The sequence below is a fragment of the Duganella sp. LjRoot269 genome, from assembly GCF_964254095.1.
In the GTDB taxonomy this organism is placed as follows: Bacteria; Pseudomonadota; Gammaproteobacteria; order Burkholderiales; family Burkholderiaceae_D; genus Rugamonas; species Rugamonas hordei.
In genome coordinates, this window is record NZ_CAXUSL020000001.1 from 2,615,670 (window position 1) to 2,639,845 (window position 24,176).

Sequence of the window (24,176 nt, forward strand, 5' to 3'; positions counted from 1 at the left end):
CAAGCAAAAACTGCGTAAATGATATATATTGTTTATATTGTTGAAAAAAATGGAGTAGATATGAACAAACCTGTCGCAAAGACCGCCGAAAAACCCGCAACCGCCAAGCCTGCCGTCGCAAAACCCGCACCGAAGGCAGCAGCGCCGAAGGCCGCAGCCAAGCCAGCCGTGAAGGCCGCCGCCAAACCTGCGCCGAAAGCTGCTGCCGCCAAGGCAGCACCTAAAGCCGCCGCTCCTAAAGCCGCACCTAAGGCCGTGGCCAAACCAGCACCCAAGGCAGCCCCTAAAGCCGCCTCGAAGGCCGCAGCCAAATCAGCGCCTAAGGCCGCAGCCAAGCCATCCGCAGCCAAGCCAGCCGCGCCGGAAGCCAAGGTCAAGGTTCAGAAGGAAAAGCTGGTGCGCGACAGCTTCACCATGCCAGAGCAGGAATATGCGGTGCTGGGCCAGGTCAAGAAAGCCTGCCTGAAAGCCGGTTTCGAGATCAAAAAGAGCGAATTGCTGCGTATCGGCGTCGCCCTGATCAGCCAGATCGACCTTGCCACGCTGCAAAATGTGCTGACCAGCCTGCCGCAGCTGAAGACCGGCCGTCCAAAGAAAAGCTGATTTAAAAACAACATGTCACGAAAATGACATTAGGCTGTCATTTTCTTGAAGTATTCGCTGGTTACGCTTGCTTCGTCTTCCACAGAAAGGATGAAGCATGCAAACCTCGATCATACAAGCGGACGCCCGAGCAACGTCCGGCAAGCTGGTACTCAGTATGGCAAGCACGCCGGAAGAACTGCGTGAAGTTCAACGCCTGCGCTACAAGGTGTTCATCGAAACCATGGGACTGAGTTCGCTCGTCCGCGAAGATGGTCTCGACAGCGACGAATTCGACGAGCACTGCGATCACCTGATCGTGCGCGATACCGCCACTTTGAAAGTGGTCGGTACCTACCGCCTGCTGAGCGCCTCGCGCGCCCGCAAACTGGGCCGCGTCTACTCCGAGGGCGAGTTCGACCTCGGCCGCCTGAACAACCTGCGCGGCCGCATGGTCGAAGCGGGCCGCGCCTGCATCCACCCCGACTACCGCGGCGGCAGCGTCATCATGCTGCTGTGGTCCGGCCTGGCCGAATACATGCGCCGCGAGAATTGCGACTACCTGGTCGGCTGCGCCAGCATCAGCCTGGCCGATGGCGGCCACAATGCCGTCGCCGTCTACCAGTCGCTGGCGGCACAGCACCTGGCGCCGTCCGAGTACCGCGTCACGCCGCACCTGCCGTTCCCGTTCTCCAAGCTGGAAGCGGCGCAAAAGCCGCAGGTGCCGCCGCTGCTGAAGGGCTACATGCGTTCGGGCGCCTGGATTTGCGGCGAACCGGCATGGGATCCTGATTTCGAAAGCGCCGACCTGTTCCTGCTGCTGCCGCTGGCCAACCTGGACGGCCGCTATGCCCGCCACTACGGCGTGGCAGGCGAACAGATGGCTGCCTGACGGATCCCCGCCGCCCCGTGTAGAATAAGCCGCAGTGCTTATTCTGCGGGGCTGCAATGAAGTTCGATACAGAGACCGACCGGACCGGATACCAGGAACGCTCCGTGCTGCGCCATCGCGGCACATCGTCCGACAATGCCGGCCGCGCCAACGACCGCGTCGCCGAGGAGCTGCCGGTGGCGCTGGTCGTCAATGGCATTTCGCATGCCGTCATGATGGTCACGCCGCGCGAGCTGGAAGCATTCGCGCTGGGCTTTGCGCTCACCGAAGGGCTGGTCGCCAAGGCCGGCGATGTATTCGACATCGAACTGCGGGAGCACGCGCGCAGCTTCGAGGTCAACCTCACCATCGCCCAGGAAGATTTCGTTCAACTGAAGCAGCAGCGCCGTTCGATGGCGGGCCGCAGCGGCTGCGGCGTGTGCGGCGTCGAGAGCCTGGAATTACTGGACATGTCGCCGCCGCCGATCACGGCGCCGCCATTGCATGACGCGGCCACGCTGCCGCCGGCAATCGCCCGCGCGGTGGCGGAGCTGGGCCGGCACCAGGAGCTGATGAGCGCCACCGGCGGCGTGCACGGCGCCGCATGGTGCGATGCCGGCGGCGCCGTCCTGCGCGTGTGCGAGGACGTCGGCCGCCACAATGCGCTCGACAAATTGATCGGCCACCTGGCGCGCGACGGCGTGGACATGCAGGGCGGCTTCGTCTTCATGTCCAGCCGCGCCAGCTACGAGTTGGTGCGCAAGGCGGCGCGCATGAACATCCCGATGCTGGCGACGATCTCCGCTCCGAGCACGCTGGCGATCGACATCGCGGCCGAAGCGCGCGTCAAGCTGGTGAGCTTCTGCCGCAAGGACGGCTGCGTGGAATATACCTGATCTGATCGCTGCGATACCTGAAGCGATACCCAAAGCGGTATCTGAACGCACCAAAAAGTTATTGGCCGCATCAGGGAGAAGTGCCTAGTATCGGCTGTTGTCCATACTCGCCGCCGCTTGCCATGAACCGAACCATCTCCCGCCATCTGCTGGCCGCCATGCTGCTTTCCACCTCGGCGGCCGCGCCGGCCTTCGGCGCGGAACCGTCCGCCGCCGGCATGGCGCAGCAGGGGAACGCCGTGCTGTCGGTCGAACGCTTCGCCCAAGGGCTGCGCATCAAGACGGCCAGCGGCATGCTGTCGCTCGAACCCTGGTCCGACCGCATCATCCATGTGCGCTATGCGCGGGACGCCGGCTGGCAGGGCGGCTACAACCCGGCGGTGATCGCGCCGCCGCGTACCGTTGCGTGGACGGTCAACGACAGCGGCGCCAAGGTGGAGCTGTCGATGCCGGCGCTGGGGGTCGTAGTGGACAAGGCCAGCGGCGCGGTGGCGTTTCTCGATGCGGCCGGCAAGCCGGTCGTCGCCGAGAGCGGGGCGCCGCAGCTGCCGCCACCCGGAGGCGGGGCGCTGAGCCAGTCGTTCGGCATGGGCGAAGAAGCCATCTACGGGCTGGGCCAGCATCAGAACGGATTGCTCGATTATCGCGGCAGCACGGTGCGGCTGCAGCAGGCCAATCGCGATGTGGGCGTGCCGATGCTGGTGTCGTCGGCCGGCTACGGCATCCTGTGGAACAACGCCGCGGTCACCGATGTCGACGCCGGCCTGCCGCAAAGCGGGCAACTGGTGCTGCGTTCTGAGGCGGGGCAGGGGATCGACTACCATTTCATCCTCGGCCCGGAGCTTGACCAGGTCATCGCCGGCTACCGCGACCTGACCGGCGCCGCACCCATGATGGCGCGCTGGACCTGGGGACTGTGGCAGTCGAAGGAACGCTATCAAACCCAGGAGGAATTGCTGGCCGTCGGCCGCCGCTACCGCGCCATGGGCGTGCCGTTCGACGCGGTGGTGCAGGATTGGCAGTATTGGCCGCAAGGCGGCTGGGGCAGTCACGAATTCGATCCGGCCCGCTTCCCCGATCCGGCCGGCATGGTGCGGGCGCTGCATGCCGACCATATTCATTCCATCATCTCGGTCTGGGCCAGGTTCGACCTCGGGCTGGCCAATCTGGCCGCGCTCGATCAGGCCGGCGCGGTCTACCCGGCCACCTACCGCAACGTCTACCCCGAGGGCAAGGGACGCTGGTACGACGCGTTTTCCGAGTCCGGCCGCGCCCTGTACTGGCAGCAGATCATGCAGCGCCTGGGCCGCCTCGGCTTCGACGGCTGGTGGCTCGACGGCAGCGAGGCGGAACTGGGCGGCGACTGGGGCCAGATGCGGTCCGTGGCCACCGCGCAGGGGCCGGGCGCCGAGGTCTATAACGCCTATCCGTTGTGGCACACCGCCGCGGTGTACCAGGGCGCGCGGCGCGATGTGCCGGAGAAGCGTTCCTTCATCCTGACCCGTTCGGCCTACGCCGGCCAGCAGCGCAACGCGGCCATCACCTGGTCCGGCGACACCAACGGCAACTGGGACACCTTCCGGCGCCAGATTCCGGCCGGCCTGAATTTCAGCCTGAGCGGCATTCCCTACTGGTCGGCCGACATCGGCGGCTTCTTTGGCGGCAAGCCAAGCGATCCGGCCTATGCGGAGCTGTTCACGCGCTGGTACCAGTTCGGCGCGTTCAATCCCATGTTCCGCGTCCACGGCACCGGGGACGGCAAGGAACTGTGGCAGTTCCCGCCCGCGACCCAGAAGATCCTGCTGTCTTACGACCGGCTGCGCTATCGCCTGCTGCCGTACATTTACTCGATGTCGTGGGACGTGACGCACCGTGGCGGCAGCATGATGCGTCCGCTGGCGATGGACTTCCGCGCCGACCGCGAAGCGCTGGCGATCACCGACCAGTACATGTTCGGCCCGGCCTTGCTGGTCAATCCGGTGGTGCAGCCGTCGGCGGCGGTGCGCACGGTATACCTGCCGGCCGGCGGGCAGTGGATCGATTTCTGGACCGGCGCGCGCCATGCGGGCGGCCAGGTCATCGCCGCCAAGGCCGATATCGCGACCTTGCCGCTGTTTGCGCGCGCCGGCAGCATCGTGCCGCTTGGCCCGGTCAAGCAGTATGCGGATGAGCCGAGCAGCGCGCCGCTCGAGCTGCGCGTCTATCCCGGCCGCGACGCCAGCTTCGAGCTGTACGACGATGAAGGCGACGGCTACGGCTACGAGCAGGGGCGCTACGCCACCACGCGTCTGGAATGGAACGACAAGACGCGCCAGCTGACGCTGTCCGCGCGCCAGGGGCAGTATCCGGGCATGCCGGCGCGGCAGACGTTCAGCATCGTCTGCGGCGCCGCGCCGCAAGGCAAGGCGGTCGCGGTCAGCTACAGCGGACAGGCGGTCTCGGTCGGCCTGCCCGCATGCCGCTAATAATCGAGTAAAAATTTCGCTTGCATCCCGGCGGTCGGCGGATTATATTGATTGTACCGATCGGTACAATCTCACTTATCCTCAAAAGGAACTCTCATGACCCGCCCCCCGCTGCCACCGTTCACCCGCGAAACCGCGATCCAAAAAGTCCGCATGGCCGAAGATGGCTGGAATACCCGCAATCCAGAGAAGGTTTCACTGGCCTACACCGAGGACTGCCGCTGGCGCAACCGCGCCGAATTCGTCACCGGCCGCGCCGAGATCGTCGGCCTGCTGACGCGCAAATGGACGCGCGAACAGGAGTACCGCCTGATCAAGGAATTGTGGGCATTCGAGGGCAACCGCATTGCGGTCCGCTTCGCCTACGAATACCATGACGACTCCGGCCAGTGGTATCGCGCCTACGGCAACGAGAACTGGGAATTCAACGACGACGGCTTGATGCGCCTGCGCCTGGCCAGCATCAATGAAGCGCCGATCGCGGCGGCCGAGCGCAAGTTCTTCTGGGATCAGAACGCGCCGCGCCCGGCCGATCATCCGGGATTGAGCGATTTCGGTTTTTAAGAAAGTAAAAATGGCAAGAGTAATGGTCGAACGCGGCGACGTGATTCCGCTGCTGGCGGAAGTGTTCCGCACCTACGGCTACGAGGGCGCGAGCCTGGCCCGCATCTCGGAAGGGACGAAGCTGGGCAAGGGCAGCATCTACAACTTCTTCCCCGGTGGGAAGGACGAGATGGCCGACGCCGTGCTGGCCGAGATCGACGGCTGGTTCCGCGACCAGGTGTTCCAGCCGCTGCGCGCGGAGGACCCGGCGCAGGGCGTGGAGCGGATGTTCGTCGCGGTCGGCCGTTACTTTCTCTCGGGGCGCAAGGTGTGCCTGGTCGGCGTGTTCGCGCTGGGCTATGAGCGCGACCGTTTCGCCGCCAAGGTGCAGGGCTACTTCGCCGAATGGGTCGATGCGCTGGCCGATGCGCTGCTGCGCGCCGGCCGTGAGCCCGCTGCCGCGCGGGCGCTGTCGGAGGACATCGTCGGCGGCATCCAGGGCGCGCTGGTGCTGGCCCGCGCGGCTGGCGAACCGGAACTGTTCATGCGCACGCTGGAGCGCATGCGGCAAAGGTTGTCGCAGCCATAGTCCGTTTTATACCAGCCCGATGTCGCGTCCCCTGGTGCCGAAAATCTGCTCGACCTGGCCGGCATTGAGGCCGTACATGCGCGCCAGCAGGCCGCCGAACATGGCGCGGTATTCGTTGAGCACCGGGTAGTCGCGGTTCTGGAACAGCGTCGATTGCTCCAGCCGTATCTGCTCGCCGCGCACCTTGCCGCCCTGGACGCCGCCGCCCAGCACCCAGTACACGGTGCCGTGGCCATGGTCGGTGCCGCGGTTGCCGTTCTCGCGGAAGGTGCGGCCGAATTCGCTGACGACGATGACCACCGTGTCCCTCCAGTCCGGCCCCATCTCCTGCGCGTAGCCGGCCAGGCCGCGTCCCAGTTCATCGAGGCGGCCGGCCAGGTAGCCGGTGGCGCCGCCTTGGCCGACGTGCGTGTCCCAGCCGCCGACGTCGACGAAGCCGATGTTGTATTTGTCCTTCATCAGTTTGGCGATGCGGCGCGCTTCCAGCTCGAAGCCCTTGGCGGTGATGGCGTTGCGGTTGGCCGCGTCCATCTCGCCTATCATTTCCTTCATCACGTCCTCGCGCACCACGAAGCCGTCGCGCACCTGCTGCGCCAGCGGCGTGCCGTCGTACATGGCGGCGATCAGCCTGGCCTGTCGGGCGTCGACCGAGGGCTTGGCGATCGAGCGCAGCGCCATGTTCGGCAGCTGCGCGCTGCCTTGCATGATCAGCGGCAGCTGGTCGGTGAAGGAGATGGCGCTGGCCTTGTCCGCGTTCAGGGTCGCGGCCAGCCGGTTCAGGAAGCCGGAGCGGTAGTCGCGCGTGCGGTCCAGCGGCTGGCCCAGTTCGATGCTGTCCTGCGTTTCGAAGTGGCTGCGCGAGATATCCTCGGTGCCGGCGAACGCCACGAAGGCGGCCTGGCCCGCCGTAAACAGCGGGTAGATGCTGTCGCGCAGGGCCGGATGCAGGCCCCAGTCGCTGTCTATCGGCAGCGCGGAATTGAGCTCGGCGCTGGGCCTGGGCACGGCGATGTTGGGCCGCACCTGGTAGTAGTACTGGCTGGAGATCGGCACCAGCAGATTGGTGGCGTCGTAGCCGCCGCGCATGAAGACGAACAGCAATCGCGTCTTGCTGGCCGGCGCGGCCCACAGGTTGCCGGCCAGTGCGGCGGCGGGCAGGGCGGCCAGCGATTGAAGCAGGGTGCGGCGTTTCATGGCGCTTCTCCTTAGCGGTGCATCAGTTCGGGCGACGACAGCAGGAAGGTATTCCACTCCTGCGGCGAGGTGGCCTGGTCCAGCACCTTCAGCGTGGCGGGGGCGATGGTCTTTTGCAGCGACTGGTAGTACAGCGCGTTGGCCAGTTGCGGGAAGGCGGGGCGCTCCTGCGCCTGCGGGCCTTCGGTCTTGAACAGGCCGGCGTTGCCGGAGCCGATGGCCTTGGCGATCTCGAAGCGGGTCGTCATCTGGCCCGGACTGGCCCATCCCGACTGCGTCAGCGGATAGCCGTCCGGCGTCTGGCGGCCGTACAGGGGTTCGGCCATGCGCGTGAGCCAGTACAGCATCGGCCCGGTGTTGAGGATGGTCTTGTCGTCGTAGGTCAGGCGCACGGCGGAGACCACGTAGTGCACCGGGTCCTTGAATTTTCCGCCCAGCGACTGCGTGAACTCGGCCGACGTGAACAGGGTGCGCAGCACGGCGGCGATATCGCCATCGCTGGACAGGAACGTGGACGACATGCGTTCCACCAGCGCCGGCGGCGGCTCGTCCGCGACGAAGTAGAGCGCCAGCTTGCGGCTGACGAAATGCGCCGTGGCGGGATGGCGGCTCAGGCGGTCCAGCGCCTCGTCCACTTCCGCCAGGCCCCGGCCCTTGACGGTCTGTCCCAGGAACTCCTTGTTGCCGTAGTCGTGGCGGTTCGGGTTGAATTCAAACAGGCCCTGACGCACATACTGCGCCTGCAATTCCTTCTTGACGTTGGGCGCCGCCGTGCCGAGGTTGACGCCGACGCCGGTGAGGATGCGCGCCAGCTCCTGCACGTCGCGCTGGCTGTAGCCGCCGTCCACGCCCAGCGTGTGCAGCTCCATCAGTTCACGCGCATAGTTTTCGTTGATGCGGTTGGCGGCGTTCTGTTCGTTGTCCAGGTAGCGGATCATGGCCGGATGGCGCAGCGTGGCCGCCAGCAGGTCGCGGAACTTGCCCAGCGCGTGCGGGCGCAAGGCCGTGTCCTCGTAGTCGCCGACCAGCGCGCGCAGGTTGCTCTTGCCCTGATGGACGTTGAAGTGGTTCAGCCAGAACCACGTCATCTGCTCCTGCAACTGGTTGGGCGAGTACAGGTCGCGCAGCAGCGAGCGGGTGGCCGCCTCCTTGGCCACGCGGTTCATCTCCTGCTGGTAGGCCTGCTGCGCGGCTTTCTTCTCGTCGTCGACTGCGATCTTGTCGGCGTCCTTGCGCTGCTGCTCGAGGTCCTGGTTCAGCTGCACCAGCGGCTTTCTGGCGATGGTCATGGCGTCGATCTGCGCCTGCACGGCGGCCGGCAGCACGGCGGGCGCGGGATGCAGCTGCTGCTCCAGCCACGCTTCGTAGCCGATTTTTTCCGCTTGCCGGTAGGTGCCCAGGCTGACGCCCCAGCTGACGCGGTTCAGGGCGCCACTCAGCTGCTCCGGCGTGACGGCGGAGGGGCCGGCCCCGCCGGTCGCGGCGCAGCCGGCCAGCAGCAACAGGGCGCCCCAACCGGACAGGGAACGGGTAGGCATGGATGGTATCGGCATGGTTGTCGGCCTCATCGGCGGAGTATAGATGGAACAGTATGCCAAGCTTGCTCAATTGCTGTATGTCTTTTGTGTATCGTGCAACAAAATGTTACGGCTGTTCCCGCCTGTATATCAAAAAAACATAAGGTCATCGATTTTCGTCATACGATTGTGATGGTTTCCGGTTTGCTCATATTCTTGATCCGTGCACAAGAACGTAGCAATCTGATAGTAAACCGAACAATGAATGGGGAAAGCAATGGCTTCGAATAAGAATTGGTCCTTGTATGCGGCGACCATGTTGGCGCTGGGTTCCACGGCCGCCGGCGCCGCGGCACAGGAGGCGGTAAAGCAGGCGGCGACGGAGAGCGCCGGCACGGCGGCCGACGCGGCGCCGGTGGAAGTGGTGCGGGTCACCGGCTCGCGCATCGTCCGGCGCGACAACGACACCGTCGGCCCGATGCTGACGCTGACCAAGGATGACATCAAATACGCCGCGCCGACATCGGTCGGCGACCTGCTGCAGGCCATGCCGAACGTCGGCGTCAGCCTCAATTCCAACGGCACGCAGGGCACCGCGTTCGGCGTCAGCTCGATCAACCTGCGCTACCTGGGCAGCGCGGAAGGCAGCGGCAACCGCACCTTGGTGCTGGTGGACGGCCACCGCTGGGTCAACGCCACCGGGGGGCGCGGCTTCCGCGACTTCGTCGACCTGAACTCCATCCCGCTGGGCATGATCGACCATATCGAAGTGCTGAAGGACGGCGCCTCGGCGATCTACGGCGCCGACGCCATCGCCGGCGTGGTCAACATCCACACCCGCCGCAAGCTGGAAGGCTTCGAGACCGACCTGCGCATCGGCGAGAGTTCGCGCAGCGACGCCCGCAACTACAACGGCTTTATCAACTGGGGCACCAAGCTGGATAAGGGCTCGGTGTTCCTTTCGGCCAGCTACAACGACTCCAAGCCCATTCTGACGGCGGACCGCGACGCCACCCGCGCCGCGCTGTCGCCGCTGACGGCGGCGCCCACCAGCCCGCAGGGGCTGTACGTGCTGCCCGGCCTGTCGAACAACAAATACTTCGGCACCGGCGCCGGTTTCGCGTCGAACGCGGCCAACGCCATCACCCGCAACCAGGGCGCGCTCACCCCGGGCGCCGGCGCGCTGGCCGACGACAGCTTCCACACCGCCGCGCTGCCCGGCGACTACTACAACACGCAAACCCAGGGCATCTATTCGAATGGCCCGAGCCGCCGCGCCGGCCTGTTCGGCCGCCTGACGTATCGCCTGAACGACGACATCACCGCCCATGTCGAGGGCATGTATTCGACGCGCGAATCGAGCCAGTTGTTCGCGCCGTTCCCGCTCGATATCCGCGGCAGCAACGGCTTCGCCATTCCGGTCGACCAGCAGTACAACCCGTTCGGCACGGCCAACGGCGTGCCGGCCGCGAATGCGCTGGGCTTCTCCGGATCTGCGTTCCGCATCCAGCGCGTACCGACCGAAGTGGGCAACCGTAACAACATCCAGAACGTCGACACCGCGCGCCTGCTGCTGGGCGTGAACGGCAAGACCGAGTTTTATGGCGACTGGGACTGGGACGCGACGCTGTCGCGCACCACCAGCAGGGCCACCTTCGATTCGAACAACCAGCTGAACCTGGACCATATCTACCTCGGCATCGGCTCGCCGGCCAAGTGCACGGCCACGCCGGGCTGCGTGCCGCTCAACCTGTTCGGTAGCATCACGCCGGCGATGGCGGACTACATGCGCTACAACGCGCACGACGCCAACAACGCCACCCAGACCGACTTCGCCGTCAACGCAACGCGCACGCTGATGGAGCTGCAAGGCGGTTCGCTCGGCCTGGCGGCCGGCTACGAGTATCGCAAGGAGGAGGCCGAGGACATGCCGGACGCCTTCGTCGCGGCGCCGTCGACGGTGCAACCGCTGCTGGGCGGCGCTGCGCAGGCCACCACCACATCGCCGGCGCGCGACATCACGCGCGGCAGCTACAGCCTGCAGGAAGCCTATGCGGAACTGAGCGCGCCGATACTTTCGGGCCTGCCGGGTATCGAGAAGCTGGAGCTGGACGCGGCGGTGCGCTACTCGCGCTATTCCACGGTGGGCGGCAAGGCCACCAGCAAGCTGGGCGTGCTGTATCGTCCGGTGGCGTCGCTGCTGGCGCGCGGCACCTATTCGCAGGGCTTCCGGGCGCCGTCCATCCTGGAGCTGTACCAGGGACAGCGCCAGACCAACTTCCAGACCGTCGATCCGTGCAACGGCGGCGGCACCGGCAAGCCCGGCTGCGCCGGCGTACCGGCCGGCTACAACCAGAGTCAGTTCAACGGCGGCCTGACACCTGGCATCACCGCCGGCAACGTCAACCTGAAACCGGAGACCGCCGATACCTACAGCCTTGGTCTGGTATGGACGCCAGCCTCGGTGCCGGGCCTGAGCTTCAACGCCGACAAGTTCCTGATCAAGGTGAAGGACGCCATCGCCTCGCAAACGGGCACGCAGATCATGCAGGCTTGCGCCAACACCGGCAACTACTGCGACCTGGTGCTGCGCAATCCGACCGGCGAAGTGCGCCAGCTGACGCAGGCGGTGGTCAATCTGTCGCGCATCGAAGTGGCCGGCATCGACGCCACCGCGCGCTATGTGTTCCCGGTCGCATCGGCCAAGATCGACTCGGCGCTGGACGTATCCTACCTGGAGAAGTACCGCTCGTATGTGCCGCAGTCCGATGGCACCGTGGTGGTGGACGACCGCGCAGGCAAGTCTGATCAACCGCGCTCCACCTTCCCGCGCGTGAAGGCGCAAGCTTCGCTGCGCTACCTGGCAAGCAACTACAGCGCCACCTGGAAGGCCCGCTACATCGGCCACAGCGCCGACCTGCCGAACAACGCGGTCAATGGCGGTACCGTGCCGGCGATCACCTACCAGGACGTGCAGCTCGGCTACACGCTGCCCGGCGGGAAAGTGAACCTGGCCTTCGGCATCGACAACCTGTGGGACAAACAACCGCCGCTGTCGGCCGCGAACAATCCGATCAACTTCGACATCTATACCTACGACGTGCGTGGACGCTATTTCTACGCCAAGGTATCGAGCAAGTTCTAAGCACCACGACCTGAAACGGACGCACGATGAACCACGGCGGCAAACAAGAGGGTACCCAGCGGCGCTGGGCGCTGGATCCGGTGATGATGATGCTGGCCGCGCTGGCGGTGGCGGTGGGGCTGACATGGCTGATGCCATCCGGCGAGTATCAGCGCAAGGGTGGCACGGAGACGGCGCCGGTTGTTCCGGGCACCTACCAGGAGCTGCCCAAGGAGCTGACTCTCGCCGCGCTGCTGCCGCCTGCAACGGTATCGGCCAGGCGCGGCGAGGAGGGCGGCAAGGCAGTCAGGGAGGAGCGTCCCGCCACGGTGTCGCCGGTGTCGCCGGCGGCCATCGTCACGACGATACCTGCGGGGCTGGTCAAGTCGTCGGCGCTGATCTCGATGATACTGCTGTTGGGCGGCATGTTCGGCGTCCTGCGCGCTTCCGGCGCGCTGGACGCCGGCATCGAACGGTTGCTGGCGTTGACCGGCGGCCGGGTCGGCATCGTCACGCCGGTGGTGATGATCGCCATCTCGGCCGGCAGCACCTTCCTCGGGTTGATCTCGGAATACCTGCTGATCATCCCCATCGTCATCGCGCTGGCCGAGCGCATGGGCCGCAGCCGCATGTACGGCTTCGCCATGCTGACGCTGGCGGCCAAGGTCGGCTACCTGGCATCGGTCACCAATCCGGTGGCGCTGCTGATCGCGCAATCGGTGGTCGGCGTGCCGGTGTTTAGCGGCGCCGGATTTCGCTTTGCGATCTGGGTGGTGATGCTGACCATCGCCATCGGCGTCGTGATCCGCCTTGGTCGCAGCGGCACGCAGCAGGCGCAGGCGCCCAGTGCCGCGAGGTTGTCGGTCCGCCACCTGGCGGTGCTGCTGACGGTGGGCGCGACGGTGGTGCTGCTGATCTGGGGCTCGGCCGAAATGGGCTGGCGCGACCTGCAGTTCGCGTCGCTGTTCGTGGCCGCCGCCGTCATCATCGGCGTCGCCGCCGGCATGACGCCGCGCGAAGGCGCACACGCTTTTGTCGACGGCATGCGTTCGATGATGCTGGCCGCGCTGCTGATCGGCATGGCGCGTGGCGTCGAGCTGGTGCTGCGCGAGGGCCGCATCCTCGACACCATCATCGCCTGGGCCTCGCACCATGTCGGCCATTTGCCGCCGGTGGTGGTGGCGCCGCTGGTGATGGTGTTCGAGATGTTCCTGACGCTGCTGATTCCCTCCACCTCGGCCAAGGCCGCGCTCAGTATTCCCATCCTGGGGCCGATTGCCGCCACTGTCGGCGTCAGCGGCCAGACCACGGTGCTGGCTTTCCTGCTGGGGAACGGCTTGATGAACATGTTCGCGCCCACCTCCGGCATGCTGCTGGCGTATCTGGCCACCGCCAATATCGCCTACGGCCGCTGGTTCCGTTTCGTGCTGCCGATCTTCGGCCTGTTCACCGTGCTGTCGATAGCTGCACTGGTGATCGCCGTGCTGACCGGCTATTAACGTTAATGCAGAATTGAGACTCACATGGCTGGCAACACCACCACCCACCACCTCGACGGCGCCGCGCTGGTCCAGCAGAATGTGCTGATCACCATGCGCGACGGCGTGCGCCTGGCCGCGGACATTTACTTCCCCGGCCCGGCAAGCCAGGGACCTTACGCCGTGCTGCTGGAGCGCACGCCCTACAACAAACGCGGCACCAACCAGGGCGACCGCAGCGCGGCCGACCCGGTGCCCCGATCCAAACCCGACCTGGCGGCATGGTTCGCCGCCGCCGGCTACGTCTATGTGATCCAGGATTGCCGGGGGCGCTACGCCTCCGAAGGCGGTTTTACCAAGTACGTCAACGAAAGCGAGGACGGCGTCGACACCATGCGCTGGCTGTTGCAGCAGCCGTGGTGCAATGGACGCATCGGCACGCTGGGTCTGTCGTACGGGGCGCACGCGCAAAGCGCGCTGGCGTCCGGCGCGCCGGCGGGGCTGGCCGCGATGTTCCTCGATTCGGGCGGATTTTCCAGCGCCTTCCACAGCGGCATACGGCAGGGCGGCGCGTTTGAACTGAAGCAGCTGACCTGGGCCTTCAAGCATGCCCGCCTGGCGCCGGAGACGCAGGCATCCGCGCGCCGTCGCGAAGCGCTGGAACGCGAGGATATCCGCGACTGGATGGCCGTCAATCCCTGGCTGCCCGGCCACTCGCCGGTGACGGCGGCGCCCGAGTACGAGCAGTTCGTGCTGGAGCAGTGGCGGCACGAGACCTTCAGCGACTACTGGCGCGGCCCTGCACTGTACGCGCTCGGCCACCACGCGCAGTGGCCGGACGTGCCGATGGTCCACCTGTGCAGCTGGTTCGATCCCTACTCGCTGACGGCGATCGAAAACTACACCGGCCTGTCACGCATCAAGCAGGCACCGGTCAAGCTGGTGCTGGGACCGTGGACGCATGGACAGCGCTCGGTCACATACGCGGGCGATGTGGATTTCGGCCCCGCCGCCACGCTGGACGGCAATATCGCACCGGACTATCCGGCATTGAGGCTGGCCTGGTTCGACCGCCACCTGCGCGGCGACGGCAACGCGCCGGACTATCTGCCGGCCCCTGTAAAAATCTTCGTCATGGGCGGCGGCAGCGGCCGCAGGAACGCCGACGGCAGGCTGGATCACGGCGGCCGCTGGCGCGACGAGCAGGACTGGCCGCTGCCGCAGGCGCAGGCCGCCGTTTTCCATCTGCATGGCGATGGCACGCTGGCCCCCGAACCGCCTGCGGCGTCCGCCCCCTGGCGCGGCTACCGTTACGACCCGGCCGATCCGGTGCCGACGATAGGCGGCGCCATCGCCTCCGGCGCGCCGGTGATGGCGGCCGGCTCCTTCGACCAGCGCACCACGGCGGCCGTGTTCGGCGCCCGGCCGCCATATGGACCGCTGGCGCAGCGGCGGGACGTGCTGGTGTTCGAGACGGCGCCGCTGGAATCGGCGGTCGAGTTGACAGGGCAGGTGGTGGCGAAGCTGTGGGTATCGTCGTCGGCGCGCGACACCGACTTCACCATCAAGCTGCTGGACGTGTATCCGCCCAGCGCGGACTATCCGGACGGCTGTGCAATCAACCTGGCGCATGGCATACTGAGGATGCGTTTTCGCGACTCCTTTGAACACCCAACGCCGATGGAAGCCGATGTCGTCTACCAGATCCAGATTCCAGCCTACCCGACCAGCAACCGCTTCGAGGCAGGGCATCGCATACGCATCGACATCAGCAGCAGCAACTTCCCGCATTTCGATGCCAACCCCAACACCGGCGCGCCGGCCGGCACCGCCAGCGTTCCGGTGGTGGCGCACAACCGCCTCTACCTCGACCGCTCGCGACCCTCGCATGTGGTGCTGCCCGTCATACCCGGATGAGGCGCCATGGCGCAGCTGACCGACCAGATCAACCTGCGCGCGCTGCGTGGCTTTCACGCCATCGTCAGCACTGGCTCGGTGACGGAGGCGGCGCGCCGCATGGGCTTGAGCCAGCCGGCGGTCAGCCGCCTGCTGGCGCAGCTGGAACAGCAGATCGGCTTTGAGCTGTTCTTCCGTGATCACGGGCGGCTGGTGCCGACCCAGGACGGCCTGCTGCTATATGAGGAGGTCGACCTGTCGCTGGGCAGCGTGGAGCGGGTCTTCAGCCTGATACGCGATATCGCCGACTATCGGGTCGGTCAGCTGAAAGTGGTGGCGCCGCCCAGTTTTTCGGAGGGTGTGCTGCCGGATATCGTGGCGGCGTTCCTGCAGCGCTTTCCGCGCGTGCGGCTGTCCGTCGATTCGCGCAGCATCGAAACGTCGAAGGCGATGATCGCGACGCGCGCGGCCGATTGCGGCTTCGTCAAACTGCCGGTGGACCGTCCGGACCTGCGCTCCGAGCATGTGGTCAGCAGCGCCACCGCCTGCGTGATGGCGGCCGATCATCCGTTGTGCGGCCATGATGTGCTGACGCCGCAGCTGCTGCGCGGCCATCCGCTGATTTTGCTGGGACTGGGGCGCATGTCGCGGGCCCAGATCGAAGCCGCCTTCCTGCGCGCGGGCGTGCGGCCCGACGTGCGGCTGGAAACGCATACGGTCGGTTCGGCCTGCGCGCTGGCCGAACGCGGTCTCGGGGTCGCCCTGGTCAATGAGTTGCTGGCACGGCCCTACTTGCGGCCTGGCAGCGCGATACGGCCGTTCGAACCGCGGTTGCAGAACGACTATGCGTTTGTCACGTCCTCGCTGGCGGCGCCGACCCGGCTGGCCACGGAATTCCTCAAGCAGACCCGCAGCCACTTCGGGCTGGGAGCGGACATCGCGACTTCCTAGCGCAGTTCCGGCGTCAGCGCGGGAGCGCGGCGCGGCTGCGCCGTTTGCTGCCAGCCGTAGGCGATGCGCAGCAGCGTGGCTTCATCGAACTCGCGCGCGAGCAATTCGATGCCGACCGGCTGCGGCGCCCGGCCCTCCGGCGTCACCATCGCCACCGGCATGGACAGCGCGGGATAGCCGCTCCAGGAACTGAGGCGGCTGGTTTGCGGATTGTTGGAGACCTTGCCGTCCTGGTCCAGGTTCAGGTTGGCGCGGGTGGGGTAGAGCAGCACGTCGTAGCCTTCCAGCGCGCGCGTCAGGCAGGCCTGGACGCGCGGGAAGCGGGCGGTGACGTTGTGTACGTAGTCCTGGTTGCGCATCGGCTCCGTGCCCAAAGCATCATATTCCGCCAGCGGCGCCTTGTTGCGTTCTTCGAACCGTCCGCTGTCCAGCAACTGGCGGTAGCTGCGCAAGTGGCCGTCCGCGTCCGACGGCCAGCGCGCCAGGTAGCGTTCCAGGTCGCCCTTGAACTCGTAGGGTTTGACGGTTTTGAATTCGGCCAGTATCGCGCCCAAGTCCGGCAACTGCACGTCCTCGACGACGGCTCCGGCGGCGCGCATGCGCGTCAGCGCCTCCTCCAGCGTGGCGTTGAAACGGGCCGGCGATGCGGCCGGCGACGTGGCTGGGAACAACTGGCGCACCACGCCGATGCGGGCGCCGCGCAAACCATCGACCCGCAGGCCGGCGCGATAGTCCGACCCCGCGCCGCGCATCGCCTGCAGCAGCAGGGCGCAGTCCTCGACGGTGCGGCAGATCGGCGCGGCGGTGTCTTCGGTGTGGGCCAGCGGCAGGATGCCGTCCTGGTTCAGCAGGCGCAGGCTTGGGCGGATGCCGATCAAGCCCTGGACGGCGGCTGGAACCCGGCCGGAGCCGCCAGTGTCGGTGCCGATGCCCGCCATTGCCATGCTGGCGGCGACGCCGCTGGCGGTGCCGGACGACGAGCCACCGGGCGTGATGCCGGTGTCGTAGGGATTCAGCGTCTGTCCGGCCATCGACGACGAGCCCCGGTAGGTAAAGGCGAATTCGTCCAGGTTGGCTTTGGCCAGCACGATGGCGCCCGCGGCCTTCAGGCGCGCCACCACCGCGGCGTCCGCGGGCGGGCGGTTGGTGGCGAAGGCCCTGGCGCCGCCGGTAGTCGGCATGCCTGCCGTGTCCACGTTGTCCTTGACCAGCAGCGTGACGCAATGCAGCGTCCCTTGCAAGCCGTCCTTGCGGAACAAGGCGTCCTGGCGGTCCGCCTCGTCCAGCGCTTGCGGATTGACCGTGATGACGGCACGCAGCGCGGGTCCTTGCAGGTCATAGGCCTGGATCCGGGCCAGATAGCCTTGTACCACCCGGCGGCAGGTCAGGCCGTCGTCGCGCATGGCCCGGTGCATGCCGGCGATGGTGGCTTCCACCAACGGGAACGGTGTTGCGGGCGCTGCGACGGCCGGGCCTGATGCGACAAACGCCAGCGCAACGGCGCCGGTGGCGGGTTTGATGTTCATATGTGTGGCAGGGAGTCTGTGTGCGGCCAGCATAGCGGAAGCCGGACGCGCGGGCCAGCGCATACCAAATGCTGATAAAGCCATCGGGCTTTGGTATATTGATGCACACAACAACCAGCCGAGCATCGTCATGCCCACACTCGATCCCCGTGTAGACGCCTACATCGCCAAGTCCGCCGACTTCGCCCAGCCCATCCTCGAGCATCTGCGCGCGGTGGTGCATGCCGCCTGCCCGGACGTCGAGGAAACGATGAAGTGGAGCTTCCCCCACTTTATGTACAAGGGCATGATGTGCAGCATGGCTTCCTTCAAGGCGCACTGCGCGCTGAACTTCTGGAAGGCGGAGCTGCTGATGGCCGAGGAAGCCAACCGCGAGGCGATGGGACAGTTCGGCCGCATCGCGTCGGTCAAGGACCTGCCGCCGAAGAAGGCGCTGACCGGCTACATCAAGAAAGCCATGAAGCTCAACGACGAAGGCATCGCCGCGCCGGCGCGCGCCAAGCCCGCCGAGCCGCGCGAGCTGGCGATACCGGACGACCTGGCCGCCGCGCTGAGGGAAGTGCCGGCAGCGCACAAGCATTTCGAGGCCTTCAGCCCGAGCAAGAAGCGCGACTACGCCGAATGGATCGCCGAGGCCAAGACCGAGGCGACGCGCACGCGCAGGCGCGAGCAGGCCGTTGAATGGATCGCGGAAGGCAAGGCAAGGAATTGGAAATACGAGAAGTGCTAGGGAGGGGCAATGCGGCGTTCAGCGGGGTTTGGGCTGTACGCAGTGCGCATTAAGGGGCGCCGGATACCGCATGCCGGCGCCTGGCATGGCAAGATCAGCTAAGCTGCTCAATGCATGGACGCGGTCGACAGATCCTTAAGTTCCCGTATGCTGATGTCGGACTTTTCATGCATACGCAGCAAAATTGTTGCCCCGACGGCCAGCTTGCGGTGTCGGATCTTGCTGATGATGGGAGGCTGTACTTCCAGAACTCGGCACAATTCCGCGTCGTTCTTCAAGTTCATTTTTTCAATCAAAGTATCCAGAAGCTTGTTCGGAACAAAACTGGATGGTTCCAGTGCCCGAGCGCGATTCATGGCTTCGATCAGTTCCAGCTTCTTCTGCCGTACGTTCATGATGCTCCTCCTTTGCTCAAAACGTAGAAAAATGAAACGTTTCCTGGCAAGGCTAGCGGCCACATTGTTGGTCTGAATGTGGTACGCAACTCAACATTCTTGATAACCATGCAAGTTGATTTTAATAATACTACGCTGAGAAAATAATGGGCGCCTTTAACAAAAAAATTATCTTGTTTATTGCTTAAACGGGTTGACGATTGTTGTTTCTTGTATGCCCGATTTGGACAGATGTAGGATTTTGTCTGTCATCTCGGCCGCAATTTGCGAATGTGTCACCATAATCGCGCAGGCGCCGGTGGCTTTGATTTCCCTGCGCAACAACGTCAGGATGCCGTGGGCGGTATCGGGGTCGAGATTGCCGGTCGGTTCGTCGGCCAGCACCAGGGCGGGCCGGTGCACCAGCGCGCGGGCGATGGCCACCCGCTGCATTTCGCCGCCGGACAGCTGGTGGGGGAAGTCGCCGCCGCGGCCGCCGAGTCCGACCGCGTCCAGCATCTCGCCGGCGCGGCCGGTCGGCAGGCCGTTCAGCAGCAGCGGCAGGGCGACGTTCTGCAACAGGGTCAGGTGCGGCAGGACGTGAAAGGCCTGGAAGATGAAACCCATGCGCGCGCGGCGCAACCTGGTGGCGGCATCGTCGTCCAGGCCGGACATGGCCACGCCGTCGATGAGGATGGGCGATTCGCCCGGCGCCGCGTCCGGGCTCACATCGGGGGTATCCAGGCCGGCGATCAAATTAAGCAGCGTGGACTTGCCGACGCCGGAATCGCCCATGATGGAGACGAATTCGCCGGCCTTGAAGTTCCACGACAGCTTGGACAACACCGGACGGCCGCCGGCATAGGATTTGGACAGGTTGCGCAGCTCGAGCATAGGGGCGGGGAGGGGAAAGGATTAGCGGATTAGCGCGTCAAGGCGCGGCGCAGCGCGAAGCTGATGCCGTCGACCAGCGCGACCAGCAGCAGCATGGCGGCGATGACGGTGGCGGCCTTCTGCATCTGGAACAGCGACAGGTGGTACTTGAGCATCTGTCCCAGGCCGCCGGCGCCGACCACGCCGAGGATGGCGGCGGCGCGGATGTTGTTCTCCCAGCGGTACAGCGTGTAGGACAGCATCTGCGGCAGCGTTTGCGGCAAGGTGGCGTAGAAGAAGGCCGCGCCGGCGCTGGCGCCGTTGGTGCGCAGCGTTTGTTCCGGCAGCGGCGCGGCGTTTTCCAGCGAGTCGGCAAACAGGCGGCCCAATACGCCGGCCGTGTGCGCGCCCAGCGCCAGCGTGCCGCCGAAAGGCCCGAGGCCGGAGGCGATCAGCAGGATCGAGGCCCACACCAGTTCGGGAATCGAGCGCAGCACGTTGAGCGCGGAGCGCATCAGCGCGCGTGGCGTCTTGCCGAAACGGCCGGAGGCGGGCAGCGAGAACGCCAGGCCGGCGATCACCGCCAGCAGCGTGCCGAGCGCAGACATGGCCATGGTCTCTATCGTGGCCCAGCCGGTCTTGACCAAGAACGGCGCCGACAGGTCGGGCGGCGCGAAGCCGGCCAGCAGCTCGATCGTGCTGTTGACGGCTTCGGCGGTGAAGAATTCGCGCCACTTCAGCGGCAGCGTGGCGAAGCTGGCGGCGATCAGCACGGCGAGCAGCGCCATCAGCGACAGCACGGTCCAGTCGCGGGCGGGCGGCTTAGGCATCTGGTGCTTCATCCGAGGCGCCTCCGCAGTATCTTGGAAAACAGGTCGGCCAGCGCCACCAGCGCCACGAATACCAGCAACATGGACGATACTTCGGCGCCAGCCAGCATTTTCATCGATTCATCCATGCGCTGGCCCAGGCCGCCGGCGCCGACAAAGCCCATCACCACCGAGCCGCGGATCGCGCATTCCCAGCGGTAGACGGTGTAGGACATCAACTCGGACGCCGCTTCCGGCAGGGCGCCGTACAGCAGCGCGGCGAGCCGCCCGCTGCCGTTGGCCAGCAGCGTGTCGCTGGCGTGGGCGTCGGACGATTCGAGGATCTCGGCGTAGACCTTGCCCAGCATGCCGCAATAGGTCAGGGCGATGGCCAGCACGCCGGCGGTCGGGCCGAGGCCGATGATGCGCACGAACAGCAGCGCCCATACCAGCTCGGGCACGCTGCGCAGCGCCACCAGCAGCCAGCGCACGCACTGGCGCACCAGCCGGGCCCACGGCCGTATGCGGCCGGTGCCCAGGCGCGAGATCGACAGCTGCTCGTTGATGATCAGCGTGGCCGGGATCGCGCCCAGCAGGGCCAGCGTCAGGCCGGCGGTGGCGATGGCGACGGTCTGCCAGGTTTCGCGCAGCAGCATGGCCAGGAATTCGGCACTGTGGGCCGGCACCAGGAAGTCGGCCAGGAAGCGGCCGGTGGAGGTCAGGCTCTGCCAGTCGAACAGTATCCACGGCTTGAATTCGGTGACCACCAGCGTCGGCCACAGCACGACCAGGCAGACCACGGTGATGGCGACGCGGCCGCGCCAGGCCGGATCGGGATGGGCGCGAAGGGGTGAGGCGGTAGCGCTCATTACAGACATGCGCCGACGCCCAGCTTGACCGCCATCGCCTCATGTTCCGGCGACGGCGCGCTGGCGGCGGGCGGTTCGCCCTGGTACAGCGCGGCGATCATCTCGGGCGTGACGCGGTCGCGCGGCAGGTCGAATTCGATGCGGCCGTCGCGCAGGGCGACGATGCGGGGGAAGTGCTTCAGCGCCAGGTCGACCTGGTGCAGGCTGCAGATCAGTGTGGCGCCGCGCGCCCGTGCTTCGTCGCGCAGCGTGGCCAAGGTCAGTTCCGACAGCACCGGGTCCAGCGCGGACAGCGGCTCGTCCACCAGCAGTGCCTTGGCCGGCGACAGCAGCAAGCGCGCCAGGCCGCAGCGCTGGCGCTCGCCGCCGGACAGGCGGTCGACGCGGGAATACAGCTTGTCGCCCAGGTTGAAGCGCGACAGCGCCTGCCAGGCCGCTTCCGGATCGGCGGGCTTGAACAGCGACACCAGCGCGCGCCACAGGCTCCACTGCGGCAGGCGCGCGGCCAGCACCGCCGTCACCACGCGCTGGCGCGGCGGCAGCGGCGGGGTTTGCGGCGCCAGGAACAACTGCGCGCGCAGCTTGTGCCGCGCGCCGCCGCTGAGCTGCCACGGATCGCAGCCGAAGGCCTGGAACTCGCCTTCGGCGGGACGGTGGGCGCAGGCCAGCGTCGCCAGCAAGGTGGTCTTGCCGGCGCCGGACGGGCCGATCAGGGCCAGTTGCTCGCCCTGTTCGACGGTCAGCGTGATCGCGTGCAGCGCGGCGGCCCTGGATGCGCCCAGATGGCGCACCGTCAGGTTTTGCAGTTGGTAAGTCGGCATTGACGATTTATTTTTTCAGCAGGCCCGCGTTCTGTGCGGCCGCTTCGATGGCGGTGTAGTTTTCAGCCTTGGTCGGAATGAACTTCGAAGCGCGCTGCAGGTCCATGATGACCTTGTCCTGCGGGTTCTTCGGATCGAGCGCCAGGAAGGCGTCGGTCAGTTTCTTCTTCAGGTCGGCGTTCATGTCGCTGCGTACCGACCAGTTGTAGTCGTAGTAGCCCGGGGTGGTGTAGAACACGCGCACCACGGCCGGATCGACCTTCTTCTCGGCCACCAGTTTTTCCCAGACCGAGATGTTGAGCGCGCCGGCGTCGACCTTGCCGCCCGCAACTGCGGCCACGGTGGCGTCATGCGCGCCGGAGAAGGCGATGCGTTTCAGGTCGGTGTCCGGGTTGATCTTGGCGGCCAGCAGGTACGAACGCGGCATCAGGTGGCCCGAGGTCGACGATTCCGAGCCAAAGCTCAGCGTGTGGCCTTTCAGGTCTTCCAGCTTGTTGATGTCCTTGTTGGTGGTGATGAACACCGAGCGGAACTTTTCATCTTCGGCACGCTGGACCAGCGGCGTGATCTGGTTCTTGCTGCGATCCTTGGCCTGCACGAAGGTGAAGCCGCCGAACCAGACCATGTCGACCTTCTTGTTGATCAGCGCTTCGACCGAGGCGGCGTAGTCGGTGACGGGAGTAAACTCGACCTTCATGCCGATTTTCTTTTCCAGGTACTCGCCCAGCGGCTTGAACTTGCGCTGCAATTCGGTCGGCGCCTCGTCCGGAATCGCCGATACGCGGAACACATGGTCGGCGGACTGGGCCTGGGAATGGGCCGCTGCCAGCATCAGGCCGGCGGCAAACAGGGATTTGATCGTACGCATGGCGAAAAATTTCATGGTGGTTTGACCTTTTTTTGTAAGATTTGTACTTCTGCTGCGACTAATGTGACTATGAATGTGAAGCGCCGCACCGTTTTTTTTGGTGCGGCGCCCCAAAATGGATATTCGGCTATCATAACAAAAATGTTATCCATAGCTGGATGACCACCTCTGAAAGGCAGAGCACTTATGCAGATGTCCCGCTCCTCGGCGATCCGTGTTGTTTCGCCCGACGCAAGCAACACGCCGCCGCAGCGGCAGCCCGCCAACGGCAGCGCGGCGGTGATCGCCGAAATCAGCGCGGGTTTGCTGGCGCCCGACGCCCACACTTCGCCCAAGTTCCTGTACGACGGCCTGGGTTCCAAGCTGTTCGAGGCGATATGCGAGCTGCCCGAATATTATCCTACCCGCACCGAGGCCGGCATCTTCGCCGCGCACGGCGCCGACATGGCGCGCGCCATCGGCACCGGCACCACGATGATCGATCTGGGCGCGGGCAATTGCGCCAAGGCGGCTAGCCTGTTCCCGCTGCTGCAGCCGGCGCAGTACGTGCCGGTGGATATCTCGCGCGATTTCCTCACCGAAGCGGTCGGCCGCTTGCAGCAGCGCTTCCCGCACATCGAGATGACGGCGCTGGGGCTGGACTTTTCCAGCGGCTTCGAGCTGCCGGACAGCGTGCGCCACAGCCGCCGCTTGTTCTTCTATCCCGGTTCCTCGATCGGCAATTTCTCGCCGGAGCAGGCGACGGCCTTCCTGCGCGGCCTGCGCGCCAACGCCGGTGCCGATGGCGGCCTGCTGATCGGCGTGGACCTGATCAAGGACAGTGGGGTACTGGACGCCGCCTACGACGACGCCTTGGGCGTGACGGCGGCCTTCAACCTGAACATGCTGCGCCACCTGAACCATCTGATCGGCGCCGATTTCGATGTCGGCCAGTGGCAGCACCGTGCCTTCTTCAACGCCGCGGAAAGCCGCATCGAGATGCACCTGGAAGCGCGCAGCGCGCTGACGGTGCGTTGGGACGATGGTGAGCGCCACTTCGCGCGCGGCGAACGGATACACACGGAAGACAGCTATAAATATACGCGGCAATCGTTTGTCGGCCTGCTGGAGCGGGCCGGCTTTGCCACCGCCCAGGTGTGGACCGATCCGGCGAACTGGTTCGCCGTCATCCATGCCCGGGTCATCCCGGACTGAAAGCCG

The 24,176-nt window shown here is 65.8% G+C and carries 21 protein-coding genes; 12 read left to right on the forward strand and 9 right to left on the reverse strand.

All coding sequences use genetic code 11. From position 1 onward, the window contains the following. Positions 1 to 18: 18 nt before the first annotated feature. The 6 genes from ACSQ3S_RS11770 to ACSQ3S_RS11795 all read left to right on the forward strand — a co-directional run bounded on the left by ACSQ3S_RS11770 (position 19) and on the right by ACSQ3S_RS11795 (position 5,946). Complete coding sequence (locus ACSQ3S_RS11770; protein WP_436142458.1) at positions 19 to 603, forward strand: hypothetical protein; 585 nt, start codon at positions 19 to 21, stop codon at positions 601 to 603. A gap of 97 nt (positions 604 to 700) precedes the next feature. After that, complete coding sequence (locus tag ACSQ3S_RS11775) at positions 701 to 1,474, forward strand: GNAT family N-acetyltransferase (protein ID WP_176653782.1); 774 nt, start codon at positions 701 to 703, stop codon at positions 1,472 to 1,474. Between the two features lie 56 nt (positions 1,475 to 1,530). Beyond that, positions 1,531 to 2,349: a formate dehydrogenase accessory sulfurtransferase FdhD gene (gene fdhD, locus ACSQ3S_RS11780; protein WP_436142459.1), complete on the forward strand. Its 819-nt coding sequence runs from the start codon at positions 1,531 to 1,533 to the stop codon at positions 2,347 to 2,349. A gap of 122 nt (positions 2,350 to 2,471) precedes the next feature. Continuing rightward, positions 2,472 to 4,814 (forward strand): TIM-barrel domain-containing protein, encoded by a 2,343-nt coding sequence (locus ACSQ3S_RS11785; protein WP_436142460.1) that lies wholly within the window; start codon positions 2,472 to 2,474, stop codon positions 4,812 to 4,814. Between the two features lie 96 nt (positions 4,815 to 4,910). Then, positions 4,911 to 5,378, forward strand: a complete 468-nt coding sequence (locus ACSQ3S_RS11790) for a DUF1348 family protein (RefSeq protein WP_176653784.1) — start codon at positions 4,911 to 4,913, stop codon at positions 5,376 to 5,378. 10 nt (positions 5,379 to 5,388) lie between these two features. Continuing rightward, positions 5,389 to 5,946: a TetR/AcrR family transcriptional regulator gene (locus ACSQ3S_RS11795; protein WP_176653785.1), complete on the forward strand. Its 558-nt coding sequence runs from the start codon at positions 5,389 to 5,391 to the stop codon at positions 5,944 to 5,946. A gap of 6 nt (positions 5,947 to 5,952) precedes the next feature. On the opposite strand, the gene ACSQ3S_RS11800 is transcribed toward ACSQ3S_RS11795, so the two are convergent. Then, positions 5,953 to 7,140 carry a DUF1501 domain-containing protein gene (locus ACSQ3S_RS11800; protein WP_436142461.1) on the reverse strand — a complete coding sequence of 396 codons (1,188 nt, stop codon included), beginning with the start codon at positions 7,138 to 7,140 and terminating at the stop codon, positions 5,953 to 5,955. An 11-nt stretch (positions 7,141 to 7,151) separates the two neighbouring features. Beyond that, positions 7,152 to 8,678 (reverse strand): DUF1800 domain-containing protein, encoded by a 1,527-nt coding sequence (locus tag ACSQ3S_RS11805; RefSeq protein WP_436142462.1) that lies wholly within the window; start codon positions 8,676 to 8,678, stop codon positions 7,152 to 7,154. A gap of 256 nt (positions 8,679 to 8,934) precedes the next feature. On the opposite strand from ACSQ3S_RS11805, the gene ACSQ3S_RS11810 reads away from it, so the two are divergent. The 4 genes from ACSQ3S_RS11810 to ACSQ3S_RS11825 are packed head-to-tail and all read left to right on the forward strand — an operon-like array spanning position 8,935 to position 16,106. Further along, positions 8,935 to 11,802, forward strand: coding sequence for a TonB-dependent receptor (locus ACSQ3S_RS11810; protein WP_436142463.1), 2,868 nt, complete (start codon positions 8,935 to 8,937; stop codon positions 11,800 to 11,802). A gap of 26 nt (positions 11,803 to 11,828) precedes the next feature. After that, a complete protein-coding gene (locus ACSQ3S_RS11815) occupies positions 11,829 to 13,280 on the forward strand; it encodes a YfcC family protein (RefSeq protein WP_436142464.1) in 1,452 nt (483 codons plus the stop codon). 24 nt (positions 13,281 to 13,304) lie between these two features. Continuing rightward, on the forward strand, positions 13,305 to 15,176 hold the full coding sequence (locus tag ACSQ3S_RS11820; RefSeq protein WP_436142465.1) for a CocE/NonD family hydrolase: 1,872 nt from the start codon (positions 13,305 to 13,307) through the stop codon (positions 15,174 to 15,176). Positions 15,177 to 15,182: 6 nt separating this feature from the next. Beyond that, positions 15,183 to 16,106 (forward strand): LysR family transcriptional regulator, encoded by a 924-nt coding sequence (locus ACSQ3S_RS11825; RefSeq protein WP_436142466.1) that lies wholly within the window; start codon positions 15,183 to 15,185, stop codon positions 16,104 to 16,106. On the opposite strand, the gene ACSQ3S_RS11830 is transcribed toward ACSQ3S_RS11825, so the two are convergent. Next, positions 16,103 to 17,632, reverse strand: coding sequence for an amidase (locus ACSQ3S_RS11830; RefSeq protein ID WP_436142467.1), 1,530 nt, complete (start codon positions 17,630 to 17,632; stop codon positions 16,103 to 16,105). The genes ACSQ3S_RS11825 and ACSQ3S_RS11830 overlap by 4 nt on opposite strands. A gap of 130 nt (positions 17,633 to 17,762) precedes the next feature. On the opposite strand from ACSQ3S_RS11830, the gene ACSQ3S_RS11835 reads away from it, so the two are divergent. Further along, a complete protein-coding gene (locus ACSQ3S_RS11835; protein WP_436142468.1) occupies positions 17,763 to 18,362 on the forward strand; it encodes a YdeI/OmpD-associated family protein in 600 nt (199 codons plus the stop codon). Between the two features lie 107 nt (positions 18,363 to 18,469). Here ACSQ3S_RS11835 and ACSQ3S_RS11840 read toward each other — a convergent pair whose 3' ends face one another. The 6 genes from ACSQ3S_RS11840 to ACSQ3S_RS11865 form a co-directional block, all read right to left on the reverse strand. Beyond that, positions 18,470 to 18,757 carry a hypothetical protein gene (locus tag ACSQ3S_RS11840; protein WP_008447145.1) on the reverse strand — a complete coding sequence of 96 codons (288 nt, stop codon included), beginning with the start codon at positions 18,755 to 18,757 and terminating at the stop codon, positions 18,470 to 18,472. 177 nt (positions 18,758 to 18,934) lie between these two features. Continuing rightward, entirely contained in the window at positions 18,935 to 19,630 is a 696-nt protein-coding gene (locus ACSQ3S_RS11845) for an ABC transporter ATP-binding protein (protein WP_413449101.1), read from the reverse strand. A gap of 29 nt (positions 19,631 to 19,659) precedes the next feature. Further along, positions 19,660 to 20,439, reverse strand: a complete 780-nt coding sequence (gene phnE / locus ACSQ3S_RS11850; protein WP_436142469.1) for a phosphonate ABC transporter, permease protein PhnE — start codon at positions 20,437 to 20,439, stop codon at positions 19,660 to 19,662. Positions 20,440 to 20,447: 8 nt separating this feature from the next. Continuing rightward, positions 20,448 to 21,287 (reverse strand): PhnE/PtxC family ABC transporter permease, encoded by an 840-nt coding sequence (locus ACSQ3S_RS11855; RefSeq protein ID WP_176653792.1) that lies wholly within the window; start codon positions 21,285 to 21,287, stop codon positions 20,448 to 20,450. Then, complete coding sequence (locus ACSQ3S_RS11860; protein WP_413449104.1) at positions 21,287 to 22,108, reverse strand: phosphonate ABC transporter ATP-binding protein; 822 nt, start codon at positions 22,106 to 22,108, stop codon at positions 21,287 to 21,289. Before ACSQ3S_RS11860 ends, ACSQ3S_RS11855 begins: the two co-directional genes overlap by 1 nt. Before the next feature lie 7 nt (positions 22,109 to 22,115). Beyond that, complete coding sequence (locus ACSQ3S_RS11865) at positions 22,116 to 22,991, reverse strand: putative selenate ABC transporter substrate-binding protein (RefSeq protein ID WP_436142470.1); 876 nt, start codon at positions 22,989 to 22,991, stop codon at positions 22,116 to 22,118. A gap of 171 nt (positions 22,992 to 23,162) precedes the next feature. Here ACSQ3S_RS11865 and egtD point away from each other — a divergent pair, with 171 nt between their 5' ends. Next, positions 23,163 to 24,170 (forward strand): L-histidine N(alpha)-methyltransferase, encoded by a 1,008-nt coding sequence (egtD, locus tag ACSQ3S_RS11870; protein ID WP_436142471.1) that lies wholly within the window; start codon positions 23,163 to 23,165, stop codon positions 24,168 to 24,170. Positions 24,171 to 24,176: the final 6 nt, after the last annotated feature.